Origin of the sequence: Argonema galeatum A003/A1, assembly GCF_023333595.1 — a bacterium.
Taxonomy (GTDB): Bacteria; Cyanobacteriota; Cyanobacteriia; order Cyanobacteriales; family Aerosakkonemataceae; genus Argonema; species Argonema galeatum.
The window spans coordinates 1-26858 of sequence record NZ_JAIQZM010000058.1; the positions used below are offsets into that span (position 1 = coordinate 1).

At 42.7% G+C, this 26858-nt stretch carries 19 protein-coding genes and 1 pseudogene; 11 read left to right on the top strand and 9 right to left on the bottom strand.

Features of this window, described 5'->3' with window-relative positions; translation table 11 throughout:
• The first annotated feature begins 107 nt into the window (after nucleotides 1–107).
• The 3 genes from LAY41_RS30455 (at nucleotide 108) to LAY41_RS30465 (ending at nucleotide 3742) form a co-directional block, all read left to right on the top strand.
• Complete coding sequence (locus LAY41_RS30455) at nucleotides 108–914, top strand: Rpn family recombination-promoting nuclease/putative transposase (protein WP_249106276.1); 807 nt, start codon at nucleotides 108–110, stop codon at nucleotides 912–914.
• 144 nt (nucleotides 915–1058) lie between these two features.
• The gene (locus LAY41_RS30460; protein ID WP_249106278.1) at nucleotides 1059–2309 is read left to right on the top strand and encodes a tetratricopeptide repeat protein; all 1251 of its coding nucleotides are present in this window, start codon (nucleotides 1059–1061) and stop codon (nucleotides 2307–2309) included.
• Nucleotides 2306–3742, top strand: a complete 1437-nt coding sequence (locus tag LAY41_RS30465; RefSeq protein ID WP_249106280.1) for a carotenoid oxygenase family protein — start codon at nucleotides 2306–2308, stop codon at nucleotides 3740–3742. The genes LAY41_RS30460 and LAY41_RS30465 overlap by 4 nt, the downstream gene beginning before the upstream one ends.
• A 73-nt stretch (nucleotides 3743–3815) precedes the next feature.
• On the opposite strand, the gene patX is transcribed toward LAY41_RS30465, so the two are convergent.
• Nucleotides 3816–4265 (bottom strand): heterocyst-inhibiting protein PatX, encoded by a 450-nt coding sequence (patX, locus tag LAY41_RS30470; protein ID WP_249106282.1) that lies wholly within the window; start codon nucleotides 4263–4265, stop codon nucleotides 3816–3818.
• 649 nt (nucleotides 4266–4914) lie between these two features.
• Here patX and LAY41_RS30475 point away from each other — a divergent pair.
• The 5 genes from LAY41_RS30475 to LAY41_RS30495 all read left to right on the top strand — a co-directional run bounded on the left by LAY41_RS30475 (nucleotide 4915) and on the right by LAY41_RS30495 (nucleotide 13821).
• Nucleotides 4915–8373 carry a P-loop NTPase family protein gene (locus LAY41_RS30475; protein ID WP_249106283.1) on the top strand — a complete coding sequence of 1153 codons (3459 nt, stop codon included), beginning with the start codon at nucleotides 4915–4917 and terminating at the stop codon, nucleotides 8371–8373.
• Nucleotides 8370–10478 (top strand): hypothetical protein, encoded by a 2109-nt coding sequence (locus LAY41_RS30480; RefSeq protein ID WP_249106284.1) that lies wholly within the window; start codon nucleotides 8370–8372, stop codon nucleotides 10476–10478. Before LAY41_RS30475 ends, LAY41_RS30480 begins: the two co-directional genes overlap by 4 nt.
• Nucleotides 10479–10770: 292 nt before the next feature.
• Nucleotides 10771–11772, top strand: coding sequence for a metal ABC transporter substrate-binding protein (locus LAY41_RS30485; RefSeq protein ID WP_249106285.1), 1002 nt, complete (start codon nucleotides 10771–10773; stop codon nucleotides 11770–11772).
• Nucleotides 11773–12011: 239 nt separating this feature from the next.
• Nucleotides 12012–12824, top strand: coding sequence for a metal ABC transporter ATP-binding protein (locus LAY41_RS30490; protein ID WP_249106286.1), 813 nt, complete (start codon nucleotides 12012–12014; stop codon nucleotides 12822–12824).
• Between the two features lie 142 nt (nucleotides 12825–12966).
• Nucleotides 12967–13821 carry a metal ABC transporter permease gene (locus LAY41_RS30495; protein ID WP_249069903.1) on the top strand — a complete coding sequence of 285 codons (855 nt, stop codon included), beginning with the start codon at nucleotides 12967–12969 and terminating at the stop codon, nucleotides 13819–13821.
• 192 nt (nucleotides 13822–14013) lie between these two features.
• Here LAY41_RS30495 and LAY41_RS30500 read toward each other — a convergent pair whose 3' ends face one another.
• Nucleotides 14014–16626, bottom strand: coding sequence for an NHL repeat-containing protein (locus LAY41_RS30500; RefSeq protein WP_249106287.1), 2613 nt, complete (start codon nucleotides 16624–16626; stop codon nucleotides 14014–14016).
• 18 nt (nucleotides 16627–16644) lie between these two features.
• Nucleotides 16645–16863 carry a hypothetical protein gene (locus LAY41_RS30505; protein ID WP_249106288.1) on the bottom strand — a complete coding sequence of 73 codons (219 nt, stop codon included), beginning with the start codon at nucleotides 16861–16863 and terminating at the stop codon, nucleotides 16645–16647.
• On the opposite strand from LAY41_RS30505, the gene miaB reads away from it, so the two are divergent.
• From miaB to LAY41_RS30520, 3 genes are all read left to right on the top strand, one after another.
• Nucleotides 16862–18196 (top strand): tRNA (N6-isopentenyl adenosine(37)-C2)-methylthiotransferase MiaB, encoded by a 1335-nt coding sequence (gene miaB, locus LAY41_RS30510; RefSeq protein ID WP_249106289.1) that lies wholly within the window; start codon nucleotides 16862–16864, stop codon nucleotides 18194–18196. The genes LAY41_RS30505 and miaB overlap by 2 nt on opposite strands.
• Nucleotides 18197–18440: 244 nt before the next feature.
• Nucleotides 18441–19331 carry a sulfotransferase domain-containing protein gene (locus LAY41_RS30515; RefSeq protein WP_249106290.1) on the top strand — a complete coding sequence of 297 codons (891 nt, stop codon included), beginning with the start codon at nucleotides 18441–18443 and terminating at the stop codon, nucleotides 19329–19331.
• Between the two features lie 121 nt (nucleotides 19332–19452).
• A complete protein-coding gene (locus LAY41_RS30520) occupies nucleotides 19453–23877 on the top strand; it encodes an amino acid adenylation domain-containing protein (RefSeq protein ID WP_249106291.1) in 4425 nt (1474 codons plus the stop codon).
• Between the two features lie 179 nt (nucleotides 23878–24056).
• Here LAY41_RS30520 and LAY41_RS30525 read toward each other — a convergent pair whose 3' ends face one another.
• From LAY41_RS30525 to LAY41_RS30550, 6 genes and pseudogenes are all read right to left on the bottom strand, one after another.
• A complete protein-coding gene (locus LAY41_RS30525) occupies nucleotides 24057–24911 on the bottom strand; it encodes an Rpn family recombination-promoting nuclease/putative transposase (protein WP_249106292.1) in 855 nt (284 codons plus the stop codon).
• Between the two features lie 136 nt (nucleotides 24912–25047).
• Nucleotides 25048–25428, bottom strand: coding sequence for a type II toxin-antitoxin system VapC family toxin (locus LAY41_RS30530; RefSeq protein ID WP_249106293.1), 381 nt, complete (start codon nucleotides 25426–25428; stop codon nucleotides 25048–25050).
• Entirely contained in the window at nucleotides 25428–25652 is a 225-nt protein-coding gene (locus LAY41_RS30535; RefSeq protein WP_249106294.1) for a DUF2281 domain-containing protein, read from the bottom strand. Before LAY41_RS30535 ends, LAY41_RS30530 begins: the two co-directional genes overlap by 1 nt.
• A 75-nt stretch (nucleotides 25653–25727) precedes the next feature.
• Complete coding sequence (locus LAY41_RS30540) at nucleotides 25728–25946, bottom strand: hypothetical protein (protein WP_249106295.1); 219 nt, start codon at nucleotides 25944–25946, stop codon at nucleotides 25728–25730.
• 210 nt (nucleotides 25947–26156) lie between these two features.
• Nucleotides 26157–26540: an Rpn family recombination-promoting nuclease/putative transposase gene (locus LAY41_RS30545; protein WP_249106296.1), complete on the bottom strand. Its 384-nt coding sequence runs from the start codon at nucleotides 26538–26540 to the stop codon at nucleotides 26157–26159.
• A gap of 70 nt (nucleotides 26541–26610) precedes the next feature.
• Nucleotides 26611–26858 (bottom strand): annotated as a pseudogene (locus tag LAY41_RS30550) (Rpn family recombination-promoting nuclease/putative transposase); the annotation flags it as partial.

The window sequence follows — 26858 nt, forward strand, 5'->3', positions numbered from 1 at the left end:
TCGCTTTGAAATCCCAGCCAGCTAAGGTGTAAGGCACCAAAAAACTAATAATTTGGCACACTAAGTACGGAAGAGCCCTCTGAACCAAGAAATGAGACAAAATACCAGTGAAAACAGACTCTATCTTCTATCGTCTATTTAAAACTTTCCCGCGCATATTTTTTGAACTGATCGGTCAGCCAAACATCGATATTAGCAATTATCAATTTGCATCTGTCGAACTCAAGCAAACTTCCTTCCGAATTGATGGCGTTTTTGTACCCGTTCCCGACTCTGCCGATCGAACAGTTTACTTTGCCGAAGTGCAATTTCAGCCAGATGCTACATTCTATCGTCGCTTCTTTTCCGAAATCTTTCTTTATCTCCGCCAAAACCCATCGGTTAATCTTTGGCGTGCGGTTGTTATATATCCAACGGGAAGTATAGAAACCAGCGATGTAATTCCATATCAAGCGTTATTTTCTAGTAATGAAGTACAGCGCATCTATTTAGATCGGTTACCAGAAGCAGGAAGTACTTCCCTGGGATTGAGAATTGTGCGGTTAATTGTCGAAAGGGAAGAAAGCGCAGTTACCAGCGCCAGGGAATTGATTTCCCAAACGCGCCAACAGGTTACGGATGAAGCAACCAGGCGGGAAATTCTAGAATTGATAGAGACGATTTTGTTGTACAAGTTTACCCGATTAACTAGAGAGGAGATTCGACAAATGTTTACCTTTACCGAGAGCGAATTTAAACAATCAAGGCTTTATCAAAGTATCAAGGAAGAAGGCTTGGAAGAAGGCAAACTGGAGGGCAAACTAGAAGCTGTACCCCGATTGTTAGCATTGGGGTTGAGTGTCGCACAAATAGGAGAGGCATTGGATTTGACTGCGGAGCAAGTACAGCAAGCGGCTCAAAACCAGTCTAGCTAATGGTTTCGGGCATTTCGGACGTAGGAGAACACCGATTCGGCAATTTTATTACCTAACCTCACGATCGCTTATAATCTTTGAGCGCGATCGGATAGTTCCGAGTAAACTGATAAGGAAATTATCCCCATAGCCGCGATCGCAGTTATGTTACCACTGTCTAAAGCATCTACTCGAATTGGTATTGCAGCCGGTATCGTAGCTATCCTCGGTACTGGCGTCGCCGCTTATTTATTTTTCACTCGCTCATTCCCATCCTCAAAAGGGATGCCCGTCGCTATAATCGAGGATTGTGGTGGGTTTCTTGTCAATGAACCACAAGCACATTCTCTCAACAAAACCGCTCTCGACGATCGGGAAAAGGCAGATCTCCAGAAAAAAATTGAGTGCTACCGCTTTCAGGTTAGCCAAGAACCGAATTTTGCAGACGCTTACACCAACATAGGAGAAGCGTACCGCCGCCTGGGAGACTTGGAAAAAGGGCGCGAATTTAACCAAAAAGCCTTAAAATTGAATCCCAGGTTGCAAGAAGCAAGACTGGGAATGGCGTTGGTAGAGCAAGAATCGGGAAACTTTAAAGCAGCTATCGGGGCGATTCAAGAAGTCATAGCTCACAAGGAAAGTGCGATCGCTTATTTTTATCAAGGGATTACTTTCTATAAACAGGGAAACCTCAAAGATGCACAAGCAGCTTTTGGCAAAGCGATCGATCTAGATCCCAACTATGCCGAGGCTCATGCCAACTTGGGCCTAACTCTCAACCAACAGGGCAAATTGCCGGAAGCGATCGAGCAAACTAGGCAAGCACTTCGCATTCATCCCGACTTGACAGAAGCCCAATATAACTTGGGAGTAGCCCTACAAGCGCAGGGTCAGCTAAAGGAAGCTATTGCAGCCTACAAAGAAGTGATTCGCATCAATCCTAACCATGCAGAAGCTAATTATAACTTGGGAATAGCTCTGAGAAACCAAGGCCAAACGTCGGAAGCCATTGCAGCTTACAGAGAAGTTATTCGCATCGATCCCAAAAGCGCCACAGCTCACATTAGCTTGGGAACCAATCTAACCGATGAGGGCAAGCTAGAGGAAGCGATCGCAGAATTGAAAAAAGGATTGAGCCTCAATCCAGAGGATGCTGAAGCTTACAATAATTTGGGAGTTGCTCTGTACAAACAAAACGATGTAGCAAAGGCTATGTCCATGTGGTCAGAAGCGATTCGTATCAATCCCAACTATGCAGAAGCTCACCATAATTTAGGCGTTGCTTTAGCAAGTCAGGTTAAGGTAGAAGAATCGATCGCTACCTTAAAACAAGCTAGCGACTTATATAGAGCCCAAGGGAATACACAGAAAGCTGACAAAATCGATCGAGTTTTGCAAAACGTAGGAGTGCAGTGATAACTAAGTCACCTTCAACATCTAAAGCTTGGGCAAAAGCCTTTTCCCAACCAGCCAAAGAATTTCCTCTCACTCCTCTGCCACTTCTAGGCGGTAAAATCCCAGAAGGCTTGCGCGGCAGCCTTTATCGCAATGGCCCAGGACGTCTAGAACGTGGCGGCGAATCGGTAGGACACTGGTTTGATGGCGATGGTGCCATCCTCGCCGTACACTTCAGCGATGGGGGTGCAACAGGCGTCTATCGCTACGTGCAAACAGCCGGTTATTTAGCCGAATCTGAAGCGGGTAAATACCTCTACGGCAACTATGGAATGACCGCACCTGGGCTATTCTGGACTAAATGGCTCAGAGCAACAAAAAATGCTGCGAATACCTCTGTGTTAGCCTTACCAGATAAACTGTTGGCACTGTGGGAAGGTGGAAAACCTCACGCGATCGATCTGGAAACTCTGGAAACTGAGGGATTAGATGATTTATCTGGACTGAGTAAGGGAATGTCCTACTCGGCGCATCCCAAATGCGACGCGCAAACAGGAGAAATCTTCAACTTTGGCATTACTCCTGGAATTAATGCGACACTCAATATTTATAAGTGCGATCGCGCTGGCAAGATCCGCCAAAAGGCGTCAGTTACCCTAGATGGACTTCCCCTAATACATGATTTTGTCATGGCTGGGCAATATCTTGTGTTTTTCGTGCCTCCAGTGCGAATAAATCTACTTCCAGCTGCGATAGGTTTGAGCAGCTTCAGCGATGCAATGGAGTGGAAACCACAGCTAGGAACCCAGATTTTAATCTTCGATCGCGAAACTCTATCTTTAATTAGTCGCAGCGAAACCGAACCTTGGTATCAGTGGCATTTTGCCAACGGTTATATGGATGATAACGGTTCAGTTGCGATCGATTTTGTTCGCTATCGAGACTTTCAAACCAACCAGCGTCTCAAGGAAGTAGCAACAGGACAGATTCAAACCCCCGCCAAAGCGACTCTATGGCAAGTGCGTCTCGATCCTCAAACTGGTAAAATACAGAAAACAGAGGAATTATTAGACAGAGATTGTGAATTTCCAGTTGTCCCGCAGTCGCAAATCGGGAAATCTTCGCGAAGAACCTATCTGTCATTGCAACGACAAGGGGTTGATACAACCAAAGAAATCTATGGTGCGATCGCACGTTTCGACAATCAAACTGGCACTCTCAACGAAGCAGATTTGGGCGAAAATCGCTATCCTACAGAACCCATATATGCTCCAGATGCCATCAATCCTGAGCGGGGTTGGGTACTGACAGTTGTGTTTGATGGCAACACAAACAGCAGCGAAGTTTGGATATTTGATAGTGAAAGACTGGATCGGGAACCTGTGTGTAAACTGGGATTACCCAGCGTTGTTCCAATGGGGTTTCATGGAACTTGGAAACCAGGAATTTTTTAAGAGGTTGGGAATTAAAAATCAAAATTTGCAGAGTATTTTCGCGAGATTTTTAATTCTTAATTTTTTACTGGATTCAACCATTATTTGGATTGGTATCTGTCATGAAGCGTCCGTTGCCAAAGGTTTTTCGGTTCGGCGGATTCTTCGCAGTAGCCACTAAATTCAGATTGCGATCGATCGTTAAACGTCCGCTACCGCGACCGGCGGGACTGTCATCATCATCCTGGTTTTTGCCATCAGCCACAAAATTCAGATTTTGATTAGTCGTAAAACGTCCGCTACCGCGACTGTCGTCATCATCCGGGTTTTTGCCATCAGCCACAAAATTCAGATTTTGATTAGTCGTAAAACGTCCGCTACCGCGACTGTCATCATCCGGGCTTGGAACATCAGCTAATAAATGTTGTCGGTCTGCCTCAAATTTTTGCAATATTTCAGAGTTGCGATACTCAAATTCTTTGCAGTTAGCGGCAATACCAGAAAGTAGCAAACCAGATAATAGAATAGATTTGTAGAGGCGCATTGTAGATGTCCTTGATTAATGCTTCTACGGCTTTATTCCTGCCGCCAGATACGCCATCAGGACAAAAACAAAAAACTTTTCAATAATTAATCAACAACGAATTTAATCGACTCAAATAAATATTTATCACCCGAATGTGTGATGCGAAGTGCAAAAAAAAGTTTTCATAAAACTTGGAATATAAAAGCGTAGGGTGTGCTATAATGCACCCTACGCTGCTGGGGTAATGTTCTAGAACACCGATTCAGTATTTGGGATAGAGGATGAGAAAGCGGGAATATTCGTTCTCAAGGTCGATATTTCCTTGCTCCAACCCGCATATTACCGGTTTCTGGCATTACTGATACCAAATCCGCTTTGGTTGAGATCGGTGTGCTATAATTATTTTTTAATCTAGCTTAAGATTGAAATGGGGTTTTATGATAAAATCTTAGGTAATTTATTAAAATAACGGCAGAAATGAAGGTGCATTACACTTCGTTAAGGTTTCGTCGCATCGCTGTGCTTATCTGAATGGCAAAATAGCTTGAATATTGGTACTCATAGCCGGAATAAACTTTTTCCGATGTGAGAGTGAGATTTTCTATTCAATAAATTAATTATTGGGTTAATCATCTCAGATTTAAACTCTACTAAGGTTATTAGGGATATGGAACAAATATTAAACGAATACTGCAAACAATTTAATCCTGGGCTGCTTCTCCTGAGTATGCCCACTGGTTCTGGTAAAACATACAATGTCCTCAACTTTATCTATTCTAATTACGAGGAATTTGCTGCTCAAAATCGAAAAATACTATTTATTACCAACCTCAAGAAAAATCTGCCAATTGACGAACTTAAAGAGCGTTTTATTGCTGACGCAAAGGAAGATAAATTTGACAAATATGTTCTTTTTATTGATTCTAATATAGATACTGTTATTAAAAATCTACTCACTATTGATGATGAAATTCCTGATCACTTCAAGACAGAAAGTTATAAAAAATTAAAGTCTCATATAGAAGTACTCCAAAATCGTCAACTTCCCAAAGAAGTTAAAGATAGCTGGGAAACAGAAATTCGCAAAATTATTGAGCCAAAATTCCGAAAAACTATTATAGAAGTATTGAAGAATAATTTCAAAACCAAAAAAGCCCGCCTTTCAGCTATAAAAAATGATCGCGACTATCAATGGATTGGGAAATTATATCCCGCCGTATTTACAGATGATAAAACTGTTTTTTTCCTTAGTATAGATAAGTTCATCGCTAAAAATACGACACTTGTTGAAAATTCATATTATTTTAATGAACGCTTTATTGATAAAGCACTTATTTTTATTGATGAATTTGATACTACCAAAGAAGCTGTACTCAACAATATCATTAAATCAGGCTTGCGGCATCGAGTCGATCTTCTTGATTTATTCTTGAATATTCATAACCATCTTATGCAAAACGAATGTCCTGAAGTCCTTATTAAAGAATCTGAATGGTTCCAGAAAAAATCTTCCGCAAAAAAATGGTTATCCCCGCGACAACAGATTGAATCCTTTCGAGATAAAGCTAATTATATATTCACCACATATAAATTACAGAATACTTGTAAATCTCATGAGGACTTTTCGACCAAGAAAAGGAACTTTCTGTTCTATGATTACCAATTCCATAATGTGCTGGATCGTCATCAGCGTATCAAGATTATTGAAGATTCACAAAACCTTACAAATTGGATTAAGGCTTTTGATACTAAAACAAAAACAACTGGTGTCGATATTCACGAACTGCTAAGTAAGATTACCGGATTTTTAACCTACTTTCAGACAGGAATTAAGTATTTAGCCGATAACTATCGTCATTTGAAAGACGAAAATAACAGCATTAACGAAGCCTTTTCCCTTGAATTTGCTGTTAAGAGTGTTCTGAATCATTTTCGCCTTGATGATACAGATGTCGAATTTTTAACTAGTAAAATTCTAGAAGATGATTTTTCCTATGGCTTGCAAACTGACAAAGGAACAATCCAGCGTCAGGGATTCTATGATACAGGCTTTCGTTACTACGATATCGTCGATAGTGATGAGCATGATACGTTATCGAAAATATATATGTTCAACTTCAGCCGTACACCCGAATCCTTTTTGGCTGGAGTTTGCTCAAAGGCTATGGTAGTCGGCATTTCTGCGACTGCTGGACTTGATACCAATATTGGAAATTACGATCTTGAGTATCTGAAATCCCGTTTGGGAAATTCATTTATACGCCTTAAAGAAGATGCTATTATCAGGCTCAAGAACGCATATTCTGAAGCAACTAAAGGATATGATCAACAAGTTGCCATAAAAACTGAGTTTATTGGAACAGATTTACAAAAAGAAGGAATTAAACAGCTTGAGGAGCTTTTGCTTGACCGAGAAGCAGCGCAGGCTTTATGGAATGATCTTCGCCATAAAAATACTGATGATGATGAGAAGAGTATTGAATTTTTATTTTGCCGTTATGTGAGAGCGTTGACTGCATGGAAATATTTTCTGGATCACTCTGATTGCCATGCGTTTCTTTGCCTCTTCAATAAATTGCCAAAGCCTTCCGATCCAAAGTTCGACCTAAATATATTGTATCAGTATGCGGAATTACTATTGGATGACAAGAAAGATGTCATAGATGGTAGTGTATGTAATACAATTTTCCTGCTTAGTGGAAATAACTTTGAGGAAAATAAAGAAAAACTACTAAATGAACTGAAAGATAACAAACGCAGATTCATTATCTCTGCCTACCAGACAATTGGAGTTGGACAAAATCTACAATTCCCCATTCCTTCTGACCTAAGACCAGTACACATTAACCGATTTCCAAAACATTCAGATATGGATATTAATGGGATTTATCTCGATAATCCAACTAATCTACTTGTGAATATTTTTGGTAATAATATCGAAGATGATAATTTCATAAAATACATTTTTCAATTGGAATTTCTTCGTGAAAATGGAGCCTTTTCCCTAAACACATTTAAGAGCAAGTTGGATGAAGCCTTTCATAGATATATAGGAAGATATAAGCCTAAGCTAAAGGCTGATGACTTCATTAGCTCATACAATACAGGTGCTTATTCACTCTTCTTGAATAAAATAATTATTCAAGCCATAGGGCGGATATGTCGAACCAATATGAAGGCTCCAACAATTCATATTCTTGCTGATGCTTCAATGCGAAAACATCTAACCCGATTTTCTATACCGGAAGATGTAATGCCTGTTTGTGAATATACTGATCTCCTGAAATCAGCTGGTGAATCGACTAGGCAATCTGAAGATTTAATCGAAGCCCAAAACCGTGCATCCCACAAAAGCAATCAGAGTTCTGCTTACATACGCCGCCAACTGAATACGCCGTGGACACCTAAGACTGTTAAAGAATGGCAGAATCTTAGAGAGCAAGTTCTCCGTCAACCCGCTATTGCCAAAGAGTCAGAATGCAATCAGAACTGGAATACTATTATTTACATTAAATTTCCGAAAGCTGCCTCTTCATATCGTTATTTAGAAGAATATGACTATAGTAAAATTGAAGTTTTCTTTTCTGAGGAAGACGGAAAAAAAGAAGTCAAAGAAGTGAGTGAACGAACTGCCCGTCTTTCAGATTTAATGAGAATCGATATCCTACATAAATTGTTCATTGATTCTGGCTGGGCTACAGCATTCCCTGAATCTGAACTTATGCTTACACCTCCGATGTTCAACAATATTTATAAAGGGGCATTAGGCGAAGTATGTGGAAAACATATTTTACAAAGCCTTTTAAATATTCACTTGCTAGAACTTGATGCACATGAATTTGAACGCTTTGACTTCAAAACGGAGCGGAACATCTATATAGACTTCAAGTTATGGAACGATCGGGTTGCAGTACAAGCTGATGACTTAGTTGATAACATCCGTGAGAAAATGGCGATCGTTGGAGCCGATCGGGTTTTTGTGATTAACATTCTTGGTACTTCAAACACAGCTTTTCGTCCGATTATCTCATCTGACCGGAAAATCGTCGAAGTTCCTTATCTTTGTAAAAACGATAAAGTTGACGATGAAGCAATTAAATTTATTCTAGAGGAATTTAGCAAATGAGTATTCGTACAAACCGTCTGAAGATCGATTTTAAGATTGATGCTATTAAAGAAGACTTTGTGTTTATCCGATTAAAACGAGAAAAAGATCGGAAATGGTGGGGAGCGGAAGAACTGGATTGTATTATTGGCGACAATTATAAAGCTATGTCTGTTGGGTATGCTCAATACGCCTATGCTATGTTTGAAAAAAAATCAAATAATACTTATAAATTGCTTCAAAAACTTAGAACAGATCCTAAATTTTCTAAGGTATCTGCAATTGAGGTAAAGCCCGAAGCTTTTTATAGCGGAAATGATGAATCTATCTGTGAAGTAACACTTGCCCGCTTATTAATGAATTCTCTGGGTTCATCACGATCGAGATTTAAGCAACTGCAATTCTCAAATCTTACCGGAGAATTACTTAAAGTTCCACCATTGACAGATAAGCTTTATGATGCAATTGGTGTTGCTGAAATAACTCTTAGTCGTGATGATAGTCAAAAAAACGAGTTTTTATTGAATGTCAGTGTAGCCACTTATCGAAAAAAGATTTCAATATTAAAAGAATACAAAGGCGAAGAATTAAAAAGGATTCTTAAAAGACCTGAATATGTGTTGCATAGTGGCACAGCATCCCTGAGAAGGTGGCTTCCTTCTGACGGTAAAGATACAGATGCTAAAAGATCTTACATAAAATGCAGTAAACAAGGCAAAAAGCTTCATACTAATTTTCTTGAATTTGGAAGTATAAAGGACTTTGATAGCAGCCGAGCAGGCATTTTTCATCAATTTTTCAAAAGTATTCAAGAACATCTATCGAAATACATGGATGTTAATTTTTCTGCCCGTCAAATCGAGGAAGAAATGCCACTTACAAGCACCTTGCTTAAAAGTCCAAAACAACTCCACTCGAAACTTGATGGTCAGGCAATACATATAGTTGATAGAGTGAATGATGAAGAGTCTGCTGATTTAGTAATGACACTGAAACAATTGCTTCTTCCTTATATCACGGATGAAAAGTTAATTACTGTTGGTAAACGTGATAAAAAAGACGCTCTAAATTTTAGAATTATTCACGATGCCGACTTTTATGAAAAAATTGAGCAGGAAGACGAATATCTCCCTTCAACAGATAAATTTCAACGACAGCACCTCACAATTGAATCAACTAGAAATGTCTCTGATGCTATCGTTAAAACAATTATAAAAGAACAGCTTATAAAGCGTGATCTTGGCTCTCGAACATTGAACCTGTTTGATTGGAATAAACTTGAATTAAAAGGAGTTTGGACTTTTGCCGCTTGGGATGAAGATAGAAATCACGTTATTTTTATGGAAATACAACCAAATGGTAATTTTGAATTTTATAGATATCAAGACTTAGACTTATTTAACTGGGGAAAATTTGAAAAATATAGAGAATTAATGACGGATAGTAAATCTGGAGAGAAAATCAGGACATTGGAAGGTCTTATTATTTCTGATACAGGTGATATAAATCAGATATTCCGTAGCGATGAAATCACCATTCCTGAGCTTTCTAAAATTGAAGCTATTATCAACGAAGTCGAAACTGAGTTTCCCGAAAATAAGCGAAGTGGAAATGCTTTGGCAGGGTTGATACAAGAATTTATGACTGAAAGTTCTAGGAAAGATAATGAAGAACTTGTGAAATTTTCCGAGGAATTGCAAATTTTGGGTAGCAATGAACCAGGCAAAAAAAGCTTCAACAAACTTCTGAATGAAAGGCTAGGAAAGAATTCAAATATTTCATCTGAATTACGGAACTATCTTCTAAACAAACATCACATAAGGCTGATTTTTTCAAAACAGAAGGAAAATCTTGAAGATTTATTTGACGCTTCTCTCAATATAAAATATTTCGGTGAAACTGAAAAAGAAGCATATTATTTCGTGGGAGATCGAAATGTAAAAGATTATTCTTTCAAAGATGCGTGTCATCTCCGTAAAATCGTTGCGGTGAATGACTCGAAACTGATATTCAGACAACTCCTTCCAACTATGGATGTGGATTTCGTCCGAACCGGGCAAAGTACTGTAATCCCTTTTCCATTTAAGTATATTAGGGAGTATAAGAATTTTGGCGTTGCTAAATGACTGTATGAATCGCGATCGGGCCTTTGCTTTCACTACCAACGGCAAAAGCCAAGGCCCGATCGCACTAAAAATAATTAGTAAAATACTTCTTTAGACTGATTTTCGGCAAAATATTGCCATTTTTCTCTAAAAAATCCCCGTATGGGGCATTGTATCCCCGATCGTAAAAGGCTCTACTGAAAGATTGGTGTCATTAATTTAAGACGCTTTACAATCAATGAAAAAGCTTTCCATTGTGCTGCTGACACTCAGCTTGCTAACGGGCGCGTGCAGTAAACCACCGGAGGGGACTGTGTCTAAGAGCCCTTCAGCAAGCGCCAGTACGCCTGTACAAACAACTGGCAGCCAAACCCAAGGCAAACCTTTAGTCGTAACTACTGTAGCTCCTCTGACGAATATTGTTAGTAACATTGCGGGCGATCGCCTCCAAGTACAAGGCATCATTCCCGAAGGAACCGACTCCCACACATTTGAACCGCGTCCTTCCGATGCCGATTTGCTCTCCAAAGCCAATCTGATTATCGTCAATGGCTTACACTTAGAAACTCCCACAGAAAAACTGGCTGAATCTTCCAAACCCAAAGACACCAAAGTCTACGAAATGGGAAGCAACACCATCACCCAAAACCAGTGGATTTTCGACTTCAGCTTCCCCAAAGAAAAAGGAGACCCCAATCCCCACCTGTGGGTCAATCCCAAATACGCCGAAGCTTACGCTAAACTAGCAGCCCAACAGTTAACTCAGTTAGACCCAGCTGGTAAAAAATACTACGAAACTAATCTAAAAAACTACCTCCAAAAGCTGGATACACTTGACAAAGTAACTCGCGAGGTAGTAGCAAGTATCCCGGCCAAAAATCGCAAATTACTGACTTACCACGACTCCTGGGCTTATTGGGCAAGAGAGTATGGCTTCGAGGTGATTGGGGCTATCCAACCCTCGGATTTTAAAGAACCTTCTGCCAAAGACGTAGCCAAGCTGATTGACCAAATTCGTAAACTTGGAGTCCCTGCTATCTTTGGTTCCGAGGTATACCCCAGCAAAGTGTCAGAACAAATTGCTCGCGAAGCCAAAGTAAAGACAGCTAATACTGCTGATGACGAGTTACCGGGTGAAGGTTCGGCCAATGCGATCGAAAACACCAATCCCCAACATACCTACATTGGTATGATGGCGAACAACCTCCGCACGATCGCTTCTAACCTGGGAGGAAATCCAGATTTAGTAAATCAGATCGACACCACCAATGTCGTAGGGCCAACAGCAAAGAAGGGACTAGGGACTAGGGGCTAGGGGCTAGAACACCGATACAGTAATGGTAGGGGCGAAGCATTCGGGCAGAAAATCTAGGTAGAAAGCGATAAGTTATAGCCCGAATGCTTCGCCCCTACACGCTAAAAAGGCATTAAGAAGTATTACTGAATCGTTTTTATAGGGGAATTTTAGATTTTAGATTTAATTTCAACAAAGAAATCTGCCATCTAAAATCTTCCCTTTTCCAATGAGCAATGACCAATGACTAATGACTGCTGATGGAACCTTTACTCGAAGTGAAAAATCTGACTTGTGGCTATGAAACAGCGCCAGTATTTAGGCAAGTGAATCTAGCCCTCTACCCCGGTCAATTCTGCGGTCTGGTCGGGCCTTCGGGCAGCGGCAAGACCACCTTAATCAGAGCGATTTTGGGGTTAAATCGACCTTGGGAGGGAGAAATTTTGTTTCGGGATACCCCCCTCAAACCGGGAAATTCTCCCCCCAAGGTGGGCTACGTGCCGCAGGTAGAAACGGTAGATTGGAACTTCCCCGTCACGGCTCTGGAAGTGGTAATGATGGGTCGCTATAGACATCAGCACAAGTGGCCTTGGCTTTCCGAACAAGACAAGGCAGCTGCCAGAGAATTGCTAGCCAGACTTGGCATCGAAGACGTAGCAGGACAAGCGATCGGTGAGTTATCTGGAGGGCAACAGCAGCGGGTATTCCTGGCGCGTGCGCTCATTGGCAAGCCAGATATTGTTCTGCTGGATGAACCTACCAGCAGTTCTGACTTGCGCGTTCAGCACGAACTGTTACATCTTTTATCTCAGCTAAACCAACAAGGTTTGACGGTTTTGCTTTCCACCCACGACCTCAATTCTGTAGCCACCCATCTGCCTTGGGTAGTGTGCTTTAACCACGGCTTAATCTGCCAGGGAAAGCCGATCGATATTTTTACGCCTGCCAATCTTGAGCGTACTTTTGGAGCGGAAATGGTCGTTTATCATCACGAAGGCCGGGTTTTAATTGCCAACAGCATGACAACCCAGTTTCATCCCAACCAACATCCGGCGCATATTGCTAAAAGCTAGAGGAGTGGGGGAGTGGGGGAGTGGGGGAGTGGGGGAGTGGGGGAGTGGGGGAATAAAAATGTTATTTTTTTGAACAAAAGCATCACAATTCCTCATAGCCAATCCAAAATCCAAAATCTAAAATCTAAAATCCAAAATTCCCATGAACTGGTTGCTTGAACCGTTTCGCTATGAATTTTTCAGCCGTGCTATCTTAGTCGGCATGATGGCAGGACTGTTGTGTGGCGTGATGGGGGTTTATATTACAACTCGCCGCATGAGCTATATTGCCCACGGTCTGTCCCATGCGATTTTGGGGGGAGCCGTGCTGAGTTACGTGCTAGGCTTGAATTTTTATATCGGTTCGGGGATTTGGGGATTTGCAGCTGCGTTGCTGATTCAGTATCTTACCAGTCGCAGAGTTTACTCGGATGCTGCGATCGGCATTGTCACTACAGCTAGCTTTGCCTTGGGAGTCGCCATTATCAGCACCTATCGCAAATTCAGCCAAAACTTTGAAGCGGCTTTGTTTGGTAATGTCTTGGGCGTTTCACCTACAGATTTATGGGTGGTAACGGGGGTTACTGTTGTCCTTCTGAGCTTGGTTTTCTTGTTCTATCGTCCATTGCTATTCTGGTGTTTTGACCGCGAAGTGGCTCAAGTTCATGGGGTGCCTGTATGGGCGATGGATACCCTGTTTGCTTTGATGCTGGCGACTTTACTGGTGGCGACGCTCAATGTGTTGGGGGTGACTTTGATTATCTCGGCGGTAGTGATTCCGGCTTCCATCGCCCGACTTTTGAGCAATCGCTTTGGTTTGATGATGATTATTTCGGGGGTTTTAGGAGCTGCGATCGCATTTATGGGCATTTACCTGAGCTACTACTTTGATATCGCTTCTGGAGCCAGTGTCGTGCTACTCTCAACTTTGATATTTGGCTGTGTGTTACTTTGGAGGAGCGTTCAACTTCGGCAGAAACGCTATCTCCCACCCCTCCCCTCAAAGCACTTTCAGTAACTCCAAGCCCTTAGAAACCGGGTTTCTTGGAGAAACCCGGTTTCTCATCATTATGCCGGACGAGATCGGAGCGCTTTGTAGGTTGGGTTGAGGTACGAAACTAGGGCAAATGCGTTGGGTTTCGCTCTAGCTCAACCCAACTACGAAGAAATGGCGAAGGTATTGTCCAAGAAACCGGGTTTCTCATCATTATTATGTCGGACGAGCTGAGAGATAATCGGGAGCTAAAGCTACCGACTCAGGCTTGTTCCTGTTCGCTGTCTGATTGGCTGCAATATTGAGGACACCCGACTGTCTGAGAATGTTATCAAAGCGCAAGATCGCATCATTTGATTTCTCAGCTACATAAAGGTTGCCACCGTCGAAAGTAATGTCAACTGGATTCCCCAATCTAGTATTTGCCCCGCCGATTTGCGCTTGAACGGCAAAGTTACCGTTTGCAGTGCTAGCGTTGTTAATTACAAAGAGTTGTCCGTCAGTTGGACTCGCGGCACTGCCGACATCGGAAAGCAGCAATGTGTCGGATGATTCGACGTAAATCACCCCGTGCAGGTTAACGGATACCTTATTCGTCCTTGTAGGATCGAATGGTGTGATTACTCGTGTCGGGCCGCTTGCACCTTGGGTAGCTACATATTGGTCGTAGACGAGTACGGTGCCATCAGTTGCGGCTACGAATAGGCGATCGCTATTTGGTTCGTAATCAACATCCCAAGGACGCTTTCCGCCGAGATTAGAAGTACGGAATACTGGTGCAACATCACCTTGAGCTTGCGTGCTGAATGCAAGAATAGCTGGAGTTGCGGCATTATTTTCGGTGACAAACACCAGCCCTAAACCATCTGCCACATCCAAGCCTTTAGGACTGACAATCCCCGTATTAGCACCAGTAATTGTCCGGTCTCTGGACGGATTAACTCCACCACCGTTTCGGCCATCAGCAAGCCGATTCATAACTAAAATACCGCCGTTTGTGTCATTGCTATCAAACGTGATAAAGGCATCACCCGTCAAATCGAAAGTGATGTTTTCCAGGCTTGGCACCGCGTTGGAGGTATTAAATGTTGCCTCGGTTTGCAAGCTGCTGGAAAGCTTAGCCACGAAATCGGTCGAACCTGCTGCTGGAGGGTTACTTGTGGTAAAAATCGCATCGATTATAGTAGCTGTAGTCTCGATATCAGTTACACCGCGATTCCTCATCCCATCACTCACATCCGCCACCAAAGCTTCTGGCTTGATTTCCGCAATGCTGATATCGGGAGCGATATTTCCGCTAGGCCCATCAAAAATGTTCCTGAAAGTCAGGAGTTGATCTCTTGCCTTCTCCGCTACTCGGACATCAGTACCGTTTAAGATCAGATCTACTGGATTGCCCAGCTGGGTTGCTGACCCTTCAATAGTACGGGAAGGGATGACATTGCCATTGGCGTTGCTGGCGTTGTCTATGACATAAATTCGCCCATCAGTGTTGAAGTTGGGACTTTGCGCCATAGTTGCTGCACCAACGTCAGTGACAATCAACTTATTTCGGGCGGGAGAATAGACAATGCCGTGCAGATTGGTAGAAACCTTGGTTCCCTCAGCATTTACAGGGGTAATAGTCCGGGATATACCGCCAGCACCGATACTTGTACCATCACCAATGTAGTTATCGAAAACGCTGATGGTGCCATTGACTAAGGCAACATATAAGCGATCGCTTTCTTCATCGTAGGCAGCGTCCCAAGGATTCGCTGTCAGGTTTGTAATTGCTACGGGGAAGACATCACCACCAGCGGCTGTTCCGAATACCTTGAGGTTTCCAGCGCCATTATCGGTGACAATCAGAAAACCAGCAGTTTGGGCAATGGCAAATCCTTTAGGATTAACCAATCCGGTCTGCGATCCTCCGATCTGGCGATCCCTTATACTTGAAAATACGTCGCCGTTAAGTCTATCGCCTATTTCAGAAATGATGCGAATGGTTCCTGCGCCTGGAGTTACGTCTCCCGCCTGATAAAGATTTCCTAAAACATCAAGCTGAACGCCTTCGTTATTGCCAGCGACAAACCGCTTTTGGACTACCAAATCGGGACTCGTGCGATCGACATCTCCAATGTTACCAGTACCGTTATTAGAAACGTAGATAGCTGAAGGATTGAGCAAGACATCATTGCCGAAGCGTCTTTCTGCTACACCATATTTAACGTAGTGTTCAAAGGCACTTTCTATTCCCGGACGGCCAACAGCAGCCGCTACATCCGGGTTTTGCTGTAGATAAAAACTGTTACTGTACTCAGCGCTGGGGCTGCGGTTTTCAAATTCACCTGAATTTAAATAGTGTTTGATACCAGTAAGCGAGTCAGTACCGATCGCAGCTGCTACATCCGGGTTTTGAGATAGATAGAAGCTGTTATCGTACAAACGGCTGGGGTTGCGACCCTCAAATTGACCACTATTCAGGTAGTGTGCGATCGCAGTCGTTTGTCCTCTTTCGACAGCTGCGGCTACATCCAGATTTTGCTCTAAATAATAGCGGGTATCGAATACTTGGCTGATATTACGCTTCTCAAATTGACCGGATAATTCGTAGTGTTCAAAGCCACTCCTAAAAACGCCAGCGTTAACCTGCGCTGCTACATCCGAGTTTTGCTGTAAATAAAAGCTATTACTGAATAGCAGGCTGGGGTCGCGACTTTCAAATTTACCAAATGAGTTAAAGTGTTGAAGACCGCTGCTAAAAGCGCCACTGTTAACTGCTGCTAGTACATCCTGGTTGTGGGACAAGTAATAGCTTTCACTGAAAAACGGGTTGATGTCCAACATAATCTGGTATCTCAGATATTAACTGCGGGAGAAGGGGCTAGGGGCTAGGGCGCAGAGTTCGATATAATCTACGCACAGAACTCGGAAGGCGGGATAAAATTCCTCTAATAAAATACGAACAACTAAGGCTTTCGGTTTTACATCAAGATCGAGTACGAAAAAGCAACTTTTTACCATTACACAATAAGATAGATAAAGTGTCACTATTCTTTCGACTGATTCAGCGTAGTTTTCCATGACCACCTCCCCTCGCCGCTATCACATCACCACCTTCGGCTGCCAAATGAACAAAGCCGACTCCGAACGCATGGCTGGCGTCCTGGAAGATATGGGTTTTGAGTGGTCAGAAGACCCCAACGATGCCAGTCTGATCCTCTACAATACTTGTACGATTCGGGATAACGCCGAACAAAAGGTTTATTCTTACCTGGGAAGACAAGCCAAGCGCAAACACGAACAACCCGACCTTACTCTCATTGTCGCCGGTTGTGTCGCCCAGCAAGAAGGGGAAGCTTTACTGCGGCGCGTGCCAGAATTAGACTTGGTGATGGGGCCACAACACGCCAATCGCCTCAAAGATTTGCTCGAACAGGTATTTGACGGAAATCAAGTAGTAGCCACAGAATCTGTTCGCATCATCGAAGATATCACGAAACCGCGACGGGATAGCACGGTTAGCGCTTGGGTGAATGTGATTTACGGTTGCAACGAACGCTGCACTTATTGTGTAGTTCCATTCGTGCGCGGTGTTGAACAATCTCGCACGCCAGAGGCGATTCGCGCTGAAATGGAAGAATTGGGGCGTCAGGGTTATAAAGAAGTAACGTTACTGGGTCAGAATATCGATGCCTACGGTCGAGATTTGCCCGGTACGACGCCAGAAGGTCGTCATCAGAACACCTTGACAGATTTGCTTTACTATGTACATGATGTGCCGGGAATCGATCGCATTCGTTTTGCTACCAGTCACCCCCGCTATTTCACAGAACGCCTGATCAAAGCTTGTGCAGAGTTGCCGAAAGTTTGCGAACATTTCCACATTCCCTTCCAGTCTGGGGATAACGAATTACTGAAGGCGATGGCGCGGGGTTATACTCAGGAGAAATATCGCCGCATTATTGATACGATTCGGCGTTATATGCCGGATGCGTCGATTAGTGGGGATGCGATCGTCGGTTTTCCAGGCGAAACAGAAGCACAGTTTGAAAATACGCTCAAAATTGTTGAAGATATTGGTTTCGACCTGTTGAATACTGCTGCTTATTCACCGCGTCCGGGTACACCAGCAGCGCTGTGGGAGAATCAGTTAAGTGAAGAGGTGAAGGCAGACAGATTGCAACGGCTCAATCACTTAGTTAATATTAAGGCAGCAGAGCGATCGCAGCGTTATCTCGATCGCATCGAAGAAGTCCTGGTAGAAGACCAAAATCTCAAAGACTCCAGTCAAGTAATGGGGAGAACAAGAGGCAATCGCTTGACATTTTTCAATGGAGATATTACCAAAATTAAAGGTCAGCTCGTGCAAGTGAAAATCACCGAGATTCGCCCTTTCAGTTTGACTGGTGAGTAATGAGGTTCAGTAAAAGGAAGCGGCTGGCAATTACGTGCGCCATTCAAACGACCTTCAACCTGAAGCCAGATGCCAAGTGTTTGTAAATCATTTAGGATTGCCATATATAATTTTGTCTATTGATAGCCCTATTGTTAAATTTTGTTAAACAATTGTCGATTCTAGAATATTACTGTTATAGTTTTTTACAAACTATAGTTTTACTGTCAAAAGTGTAACAACTGCACCTAATAAAGCTGGAAATATGCAAGAAATAAATCAAGGTTACAAAACTGAAGAAATTAAATTCCTACATTTTCGGATGGATGGCCTAATTCTCTTTCCATACATGAGCGAACAAAGAGTTAAAGACCTAACCAAATTTGCTACCAAACCTGGAGATGTTTTTATTGTTACCTATCCTAAATCAGGAACGGTATGGATGACCCAAATCATTAAAGAAATTTTCAATCCAGTTATGCCAGAAGGATTAGAAGAAGAAGATATTATAGGAGGTCGAGTCCCTTTTTTAGAAGAAGCAAACCTCGCACAATTAGACCGATATCAATACCCACGATATATATATAGCCATTTATCCTATTCCCTAATACCATATAATAGCGAACAAGAATTAAAGTACATTTTCATTGCTAGAAATCCCAGAGATGTAGCAGTTTCTTATTTTCATTTTATGCGTGCATTAAAAGAGCTTGATTGGGATGGCACGTGGGAAGAATATTTTCAATATTTTCTGAAGGGAACTGTTCCTTATGGGTCATACTTCGATCATATATTAGAATGGTGGGAAAATAAAGACCAGCGAAATCTGCTTTTTATTAAATATGAAGACATGAAAAAAGATCTAGAAAGCCATGTAAAAAAAGTTGCTAACTTTCTCGGAGAGAATCTATCAAGCCAAGAAGTAAAAAGGGTATCGGAAGCCTGTAATTTTTCAAACATGAAAGCAGACCCAAGAACTAATAATGATAGATACCATGACAAAATATATAAACAAGAGAGTAAATTTTCATTCATGCGTAAGGGGGTTGTTGGCGACTGGCAAAACTATTTTTCGGAAGAACAATTAGAAGAATTTAATAAACTATATACTTCTCGTATGGTAAGTACTGGTCTGGATTTTGAATTTATCGCTTAGTCGCCGAAGTGCTAACAATTAGTTGACAAAAAAAACAAAAATATTTATTGTATTTACCACGTGGCTAAACGACAGTTGGCTCATGATAAAGGGGTTTATTTTAACATGAAGCGAGACTAATATGAGCAGTAGCAGTAATTGTCAAGATGTCTTAGTTCACCAGCTATTTGAAGCACAGGTAAAGCAGACATCCGATGCCGTAGCAGTGGTTTTTGAAGACCGACAGCTCACTTACCGACAACTCAACGATCGGGCTAACCAGCTGGCACACTACCTGAAAACGCTGGGCGTGGGGCCAGAAGTGCTGGTCGGTATCTGCGTAGAGCGCTCCTTAGAAATGGTAGTGGGAGTCTTGGGCATCCTCAAAGCTGGTGGTGCCTATGTACCCCTAGATCCAGCATATAACAAAGCCCGTTTAGCCTTCATGCTGGAAGACACCCAGACGCCACTCTTGCTCACTCAAGAAAAATTAATTCAATCTCTTCCTCCACACCAAGCTCGTGTCATTTGCTTAGACACTGACTGGGAGACAATTGCTCTTAGCAACCAAAAAAACCCTCAAAGCGATGGGACACCCAACAGCTTAGCCTACGTAATTTATACTTCGGGTTCTACAGGTAGACCTAAAGGAGTGGCAATGAGCCACCGTCCTTTAGCCAATCTGGTGTTTTGGCAATTGGAAAACTCAATTGCTACCATCGGGACAAAAACTCTGCAATTTGCTTCCATCAGCTTCGATGTCTCCTTTCAAGAAATTTTCTCTACTTTGTGTTCCGGGGGAACGCTGGTTTTAATCTCAGAAGAACTACGACGAGATGTAGCGAGTTTATTTAATTTTATCGCCGCCAAAGCGATCGAAAGACTATTTCTGCCGTTTGTAGCCTTACAATTACTAGCTGAAGTTGCTGATAGTCAAGAAACAGTTCAGACAAATCTACGCGAAATTATCACTGCTGGCGAACAGTTGAAGATCACCAGACAAATCGCTAATTGGTTTACCCAGCTAAAAAACTGCACTTTACACAATCATTATGGGCCATCTGAGAGCCACGTTGTTACGGCTTTTAGCTTAACAGGTCTGCCCTTACATTGGCCTGGACTGCCACCGATCGGTCGCCCTATTGCTAACACCCAGATTTATTTATTAGATGACCATTTACAAACAGTTCCTGCTGGCACCCCCGGAGAACTTTACATCGGCGGTATCCCTCTGGCACGAGAATATCTCAATCGTCCCGATTTAACTGCCGAACGGTTTATTTCTAATCCTTTTAGCAATCAGCTTGGAGAACGACTGTATAAAACAGGCGACATAGCTTCCTATCTACCAGATGGCAATATTGAATACTTAGGTCGCAGCGACAATCAGGTAAAAATTCGCGGCTATCGCATCGAATTGGGTGAAATTGAAGTTACACTAGGACAACATCCAGCCGTGCGAGAGGCTGTAGTCGTGGCGCGGGAGGATATACCAAACGATAAGCGCCTAGTGGCATATCTAGTTCACAATTCCGAATACCAGGAGTTGCAAGAGCAAGTAGCAGACTTACAGACCGAACAAGTTTCCCAATGGCAAACAGTTTACGAAGAAACCTATAGTCAAACCTCTGTTGCTGCCGATCCGACCTTCAATATTATCGGCTGGAACAGTAGCTATACAGGATTGCCCATTCCACAAGAGGAAATGCGTGAATGGTTAGATCTAACTACCCAGAAGCTCCTGTCATTGCAACCGCAGCGGGTACTAGATATCGGTTGTGGTACTGGTATGCTGCTATTTAGAATTGCACCTCATTGCAGCCACTATTTAGCCACTGACTTTTCCCAAGCAGTAATAAATTATCTTCAACAGCAATTGCATGGGTTAAAGTTGCCATTACCACAAGTGGAACTTAAGTGCAGAACTGCTGACAATTTTGACTTAATTGAAGCCGAAAGTTTTGATGGAGTAGTTCTCAACGGCGTACTCCAGCTATTTCCCAGCATTGATTATCTCTTGCGGGTCTTAGAAGGTGCTGTAAAAGTAGTTCGCAGTGGCGGTTTTATTTTCATCGGAGATGTGGTGAATTTACTGCTATTAGAAGCTTATCATACCTCTGTTGAACTGAATCGGGCATCCAACTCGGTATCGCGAGAACAACTAGCTCAGCGCGTGCGCTCTGGGATGGTTCAAGAGGAAAAATTAGCGATCGCTCCAGCTTTTTTTATAGCTCTAAAGCAACATTTACCCCAACTAGGCGACGTTAAAATTAAGTTGAAGCGCGGCAATTTCCATAATGAGATTACGCGATTTCACTATGATGTAATTCTCCACATAGGAGAGGGCGTTGCTTCGACCAAAAATATTCAATGGGTAGACTGGAAACAGAATTGGACAAAAGAATCTATCCGCCAGTTACTGCAAACAACCGAGGCTGAAATACTAGGAGTGCGGCACGTACCGAATGCACGTATTGAGGCTGAAATCAAAACCATCGAATGGTTTAACAGTAACGAAAGGCCAGATACTGTAGGGGAATGGCGCTCTGTTTTACAGCAACTAGAGGGGAGTGGAATCGATCCAGAAGAACTAGGGTCATTAACTGATGATTTACCTTACGAGCTGGACATTAATTGGTTAGAAGCTAGTGCAGATGGGAGTTATAACGTAATTTTTCGACGCACCACAACGGAATTAGCAGAATTTCAAGAGACAGCAGTTGCCGAGACTGCTACAGCAAACCTCAAACCTTGGAACCACTACGCCAATCAACCGCTAGAGGGGAAACTTACCCAAAAGCTGATACCGCTTCTCCGCAGCTTTTTGGCAGAAAAACTGCCCGATTATATGGTGCCTTCTACCTTTGTGCTGCTTTCCGCCCTGCCGTTGACGCCGACGGGAAAAGTAGACCGTCGGGCGCTACCAGCACCCGATCGGGCAAGACGGGATCTAAAAGAAGATTTTGTTGCACCTCGTACCTTAGTTGAGGAAGTGTTAGCAGGAATTTGGGCTGATGTGTTGGGATTAGAACGAGTCGGTATTCGCGACAACTTCTTCCATCTGGGGGGACATTCTTTACTAGCAATCCAGATTATTGGTCGGTTGCGCGACATATTAAAAGTCGAGTTACCTTTGCGATCGCTGTTTGAGTCGCAGACGATCGCCGAGCTAGCGCAGGCGATTGAAAAGCTACGGATAGAAGCGGTTTTTTTGCAGCCTCTGCCAGTCCAAAAAGCTTCGCGTTCTGGACATTTGCCCCTTTCGTTTCCTCAAGAAATGATCTGGTTGCGGACTCAACTGGCACCGGAAAAAGCTTTCCTTAATATTCCTTTGATGTTTTGCTTCAAGGGAGCGCTGAATGTGCAGGCTTTGGAACAGAGTCTGAACGAGATCGTGCGGCGTCATGCAGTTTGGCGAACTACGTTTACTGAAGTAAACGGGCAACCAGTCCAAGTCATCCATGATACTCTCACTTTAAATGTGGCGGTGATGAACCTGCAACATTTGCCTGAAAGCGAGCGGGAAGTGCAAGCCACCGAAGCGATCGCACAGGAAGCTAACAAGCCTTTTGACCTTAGCTCGAGCCAGCTGCTACGAGCTACCTTGATACATCTGCAAAAGAGCGAACACAGGTTCTTACTGACCTTGCATCACATTATTGGCGACGCTTTTACTATACATACAGTGTTTTTCAAGGAACTGGTAGTTCTCTACGAAGCCTTCTCTACTGGTAAGCCCTCGCCACTTCCCGAATTGGACTTTCAGTATGTAGATTATGCCGTGTGGCAGCGGCAATGGCTACAGGGAGAAGTCTTACAATCCCATCTGGCTTACTGGAAGCAGCAACTAGCGGGTCTGTCGCCTTTACATCTGCCTTACGATCGAGAGCCACCGCCGATCAGAACCTACGCTACTTCCTGTCAAAGCGTGAGCATCTCCAAGAGCTTGACCGATAAACTCAAAGCGTTTTCGCAGCAAGAGGGCGTTACTTTGTTTATGACTCTGCTGGCAGCATACCAAACTTTGCTCTACCACTACGCTGGTTCCGAAGATATCCCTGTAATCTGTTTTACGTCGGGTATCAACCGACAAGAGTTCCAAAACCTATTGGGGTGTTTTGCCAATACCTTGGTGCTGCGTTCCCATCTAGACGGCAACCCCAGTGTTCGGCAGTTGCTCAAACGAGTATGGGAAGTCACTTTGGGAGCATACAGCCACCAAGATTTGCCCTTCTCCACTCTGATGAGCGAAGTACAGCCAGAGCTGTTCTATGATCGAAACTCTACCTTCCAGGCGGTGTTTGTCCTCGAAACCCCCCTGCCGCCACAGGATTCGCAGTGGAGTATGAGTTGGACGGATAACAACACGGGTATGCGGGATTTATCCCTTGAACTACAGGAGAAACAGCACGGCATTAATGGCTTGTTGGTATACAGCACGGAGTTATTTGAAGCCAGTACTATAGAGCGGATGGTGAAAGATTTTCAAACTTTGCTAGAAGAGATTGCGGTGCATCCAGAGCAGAACCTCTCGAAGTTAGTTTCTCATCAAGATGAGATCAAATGATTCTGTCAGAGTAGGCATTTGCCAGATTATTTTGCGTCTGCGCCCATTTTTCGCTTCCCAGTTGCCGATTACTTAAAACGTTCTATAACCGACTATAAACATAAAAAGATCGGTTGCAGAAGCTAGATATGCGTAGGTTGAGTTGAGGAACAAAACCCAACCTACAATTTATCGCTTGATCAATTTTGTTCAGCTTCCTCGATAGTCGCTTCTACTTCAGCTACAGACAAGTCTACGGCTGTAGCAATTTGTTCTGTACTTAATCCCAGATTAACCAGTCTAAGAATAATTGCAGTTTTTTCTCGCTGTCTAGCTTCTTGTGCTTTGGCTATTTGGGCTTGTATTTTGGCTATTTCAGCTTGCGCTTCAGCTTGAACCTCAGCCTGAATCTCTTGATAAACTCTGGTTTTCTTTAAGTCACTCAGGTTAAACATGGCGGCAATTTCCTCTCTGGATTTTTGGGGTAACTTGTAAAAAACGATGGTTTCTAGTAAGTCGATAAAACTCTCTCTAACCGCGATATTTGGTATTTCTGTTTCGACTTGTCTAGCTAATTCTCTAGCCAAATCTGGGGCTGTATTTTCTGGCTCAACGATCAATCTAAGTAATTTTATCGGTAGAGATGCTGTTTCGGGTGTACTCAGCTCATCGATGTAAATCCGCGTGATATTAGGGAGTGCAAGCATTGACTGAAAGTGGATGTTATTTTCTCTTTCAGTTTGGCGATTTGGGTAAATTACTACCAACTGCCAAGGATGCTGCGGTTGGTATTGTCTGAGATAAATAAATAGTTCGGCAAATAGACGATAATACAAATTTGGATCTGGCTGAAATTGCACCTCCACAATGTAGAAAGGTAGTTGAGAATCTTCAATAATTGGCAGAAACAAGCCATCTAGGCGAAAGGCTAATTGTTTAACCTCTTGAGAGGTAAATTGGTATTGGTTAGTAGCTTCGGCTGGTATGCCCAAGAGGGCGAAGAACACAAAGGGAAATTCTTGGAAGATGCTGTAAAATAAGCTATCTGTTTTCATGGATTAAATTAAGGTTAGATGATAATCAATCAATTTTAGATAAGCTTGTGCGCGGGTTTCATCCATGATGACCAGGGGGTAGGTAGTAACACCGATATTTATTTTATCATATTCACCAAATTGTCTGAATAGTAGTTTAAGCTTGAATTTTCGCATCGCGGGTGACTAAGGGCAGACCCAAAGATAAAGCAGTCGCGGCAATAATTCTATCTGGCATATCAGGAACCGTTGCCCTGTCAATTTGTTGAATAGTTGCCGAGATATTGCGATCCAAAGGTGCTAGCAGAATCCCCACATTTGGATCGTCCGCAGCATTTAAAACTCGTGTCAGCACCTCCCCTGCCAAACGCCCTCGCTCAATTAAGTAAGAAATTTCTACAATTGTAATTGCGGAAAAGTAGATAAAATTTCCCTCATTAACCGCTTGTTCTAATGCTGTTAATGCTGCTGCCGACAATCTTGGCAGTTCAAAAATGTACCAAATCATGGTGTGGGTATCTGCTACGACTGAGGGCATCAAACAATCTGCCTGGGAAAATTTCCCCACATTTCTTGTCGGGCTTGGGCGATGTCTTCTTCCGTAATATCTACTTTTAAGTCAGCACACAACCCTTTCACACTCTTTAGCGGTTTTTTAGTCATATTTTTTTGTTGAAGAAACTCAGCAAAATCCAAAACTTCCTGCTGCTGAACCGGAAGCAAAGCCCGTAACTTATCTAAAACTGCTTGCTCTAAATTCATTGTTATTTTTCCTCCTTAATTACCCCAGAATCATCTTATCAACCCACCACACCCAAATATGAGTATCGAGAATAATCATTTTAAGCATTCCCAGTCTTCTAATGCCACAGGTTCAGTGGGGTCATCATATTGGCAGACTTTACCCTCTAAGGGATAAGAATTTGAGTCAGGGTGAGGGCGGCGAGGAGATTCAAGAATAATAATTTCCACTGCATCGCCCCTCATAAAAGGTAAATTATCTAAGGTGATTTTGCCATTTTCTGCAAAGGTTGTTTCAATACGATGTGCGTTCATAGTATTTCCTAATCCAGAACTTGGTTGCTTTCATTGTAGACCCAACTTATCAGACGGTCAATGTAAATATTTCACACTCAATTCCAATCATCTTCGCTGTCAAGTAATCATAGTTACTCGGTTACTTGAAATTATACATTACATTCAGCCTCGATGATAGTGCGTAGGTTTGGTTGATTTCAGAAACCCAACCTACGCTTTATAGTGGGATTAATTTTGTTCAGCTTCAGCGATAATCGCTTCTACTTCAGCCACAGGCAAATCTAAGAATGTAGCAATTTCCTCTGTCGCTAATCCCCGACTAACCATTCTGAGGATTGAAACTTTTTCTCGCTGTTTAGCTTCAGCTTGTGCTTCAGCTTGGCCTTCAGCAAAAACATCTTGATAGAATCTGGTTTTCTTTAAATCGCTGAGTTCAAACATGGCGGCAATTTCCTCTCTGGATTTTTGGGGTAACTTGTAAACTATGATAGTCTCTAACAAGTCGATCAGGCTCTTTCTGATCGTAGCATTGGGTATTTCTGTTTCAGCTTGTCTAGCTAATTCTCTAGCCAAATCTGGGGTATAAGAAACCGGGTTTCTAGGAAAAATCATTGGTTTCTTAACTAGATATCTAGGAAGAAACCCGGTTTCTTGCCTCAGCGGATGTAAGTCCTGAGTTAGATTAATTTTGTGCCGCTTCCGCAATAGTCGCTTCTACTTCAGCCACAGGCAAGTCTAAGACTGTAGCAATTTGTTCTGTACTTAATCCCAGACTAACCATTCTGAGGATTGAAGCTTTTTCTCGCTGTTTAGCTTCAGCTTGGCCTTCAGCAAAAACATCTTGATAAAACCGGGTTTTCTTTAAATCGCTGAGTTCAAACATGGCGGCAATTTCCTCTCTGGATTTTTGGGGTAACTTGTAAACTATGA

Excerpts from the sequence above, each read along its gene's own strand:
- LAY41_RS30460 (WP_249106278.1), top strand. The coding sequence starts at position 1,059 with ATGTTACCACTGTCTAAAGCATCTACTCGAATTGGTATTGCAGCCGGT.
- patX (WP_249106282.1), bottom strand. The coding sequence starts at position 4,265 with ATGCGCCTCTACAAATCTATTCTATTATCTGGTTTGCTACTTTCTGGT.
- LAY41_RS30475 (WP_249106283.1), top strand. The coding sequence starts at position 4,915 with ATGGAACAAATATTAAACGAATACTGCAAACAATTTAATCCTGGGCTG.
- LAY41_RS30480 (WP_249106284.1), top strand. The coding sequence starts at position 8,370 with ATGAGTATTCGTACAAACCGTCTGAAGATCGATTTTAAGATTGATGCT.
- LAY41_RS30490 (WP_249106286.1), top strand. The coding sequence starts at position 12,012 with ATGGAACCTTTACTCGAAGTGAAAAATCTGACTTGTGGCTATGAAACA.
- LAY41_RS30495 (WP_249069903.1), top strand. The coding sequence starts at position 12,967 with ATGAACTGGTTGCTTGAACCGTTTCGCTATGAATTTTTCAGCCGTGCT.
- LAY41_RS30500 (WP_249106287.1), bottom strand. The coding sequence starts at position 16,626 with ATGTTGGACATCAACCCGTTTTTCAGTGAAAGCTATTACTTGTCCCAC.
- miaB (WP_249106289.1), top strand. The coding sequence starts at position 16,862 with ATGACCACCTCCCCTCGCCGCTATCACATCACCACCTTCGGCTGCCAA.
- LAY41_RS30505 (WP_249106288.1), bottom strand. The coding sequence starts at position 16,863 with ATGGAAAACTACGCTGAATCAGTCGAAAGAATAGTGACACTTTATCTA.
- LAY41_RS30515 (WP_249106290.1), top strand. The coding sequence starts at position 18,441 with ATGCAAGAAATAAATCAAGGTTACAAAACTGAAGAAATTAAATTCCTA.
- LAY41_RS30520 (WP_249106291.1), top strand. The coding sequence starts at position 19,453 with ATGAGCAGTAGCAGTAATTGTCAAGATGTCTTAGTTCACCAGCTATTT.
- LAY41_RS30525 (WP_249106292.1), bottom strand. The coding sequence starts at position 24,911 with ATGAAAACAGATAGCTTATTTTACAGCATCTTCCAAGAATTTCCCTTT.
- LAY41_RS30530 (WP_249106293.1), bottom strand. The coding sequence starts at position 25,428 with ATGCCCTCAGTCGTAGCAGATACCCACACCATGATTTGGTACATTTTT.
- LAY41_RS30535 (WP_249106294.1), bottom strand. The coding sequence starts at position 25,652 with ATGAATTTAGAGCAAGCAGTTTTAGATAAGTTACGGGCTTTGCTTCCG.
- LAY41_RS30540 (WP_249106295.1), bottom strand. The coding sequence starts at position 25,946 with ATGAACGCACATCGTATTGAAACAACCTTTGCAGAAAATGGCAAAATC.
- LAY41_RS30545 (WP_249106296.1), bottom strand. The coding sequence starts at position 26,540 with ATGATTTTTCCTAGAAACCCGGTTTCTTATACCCCAGATTTGGCTAGA.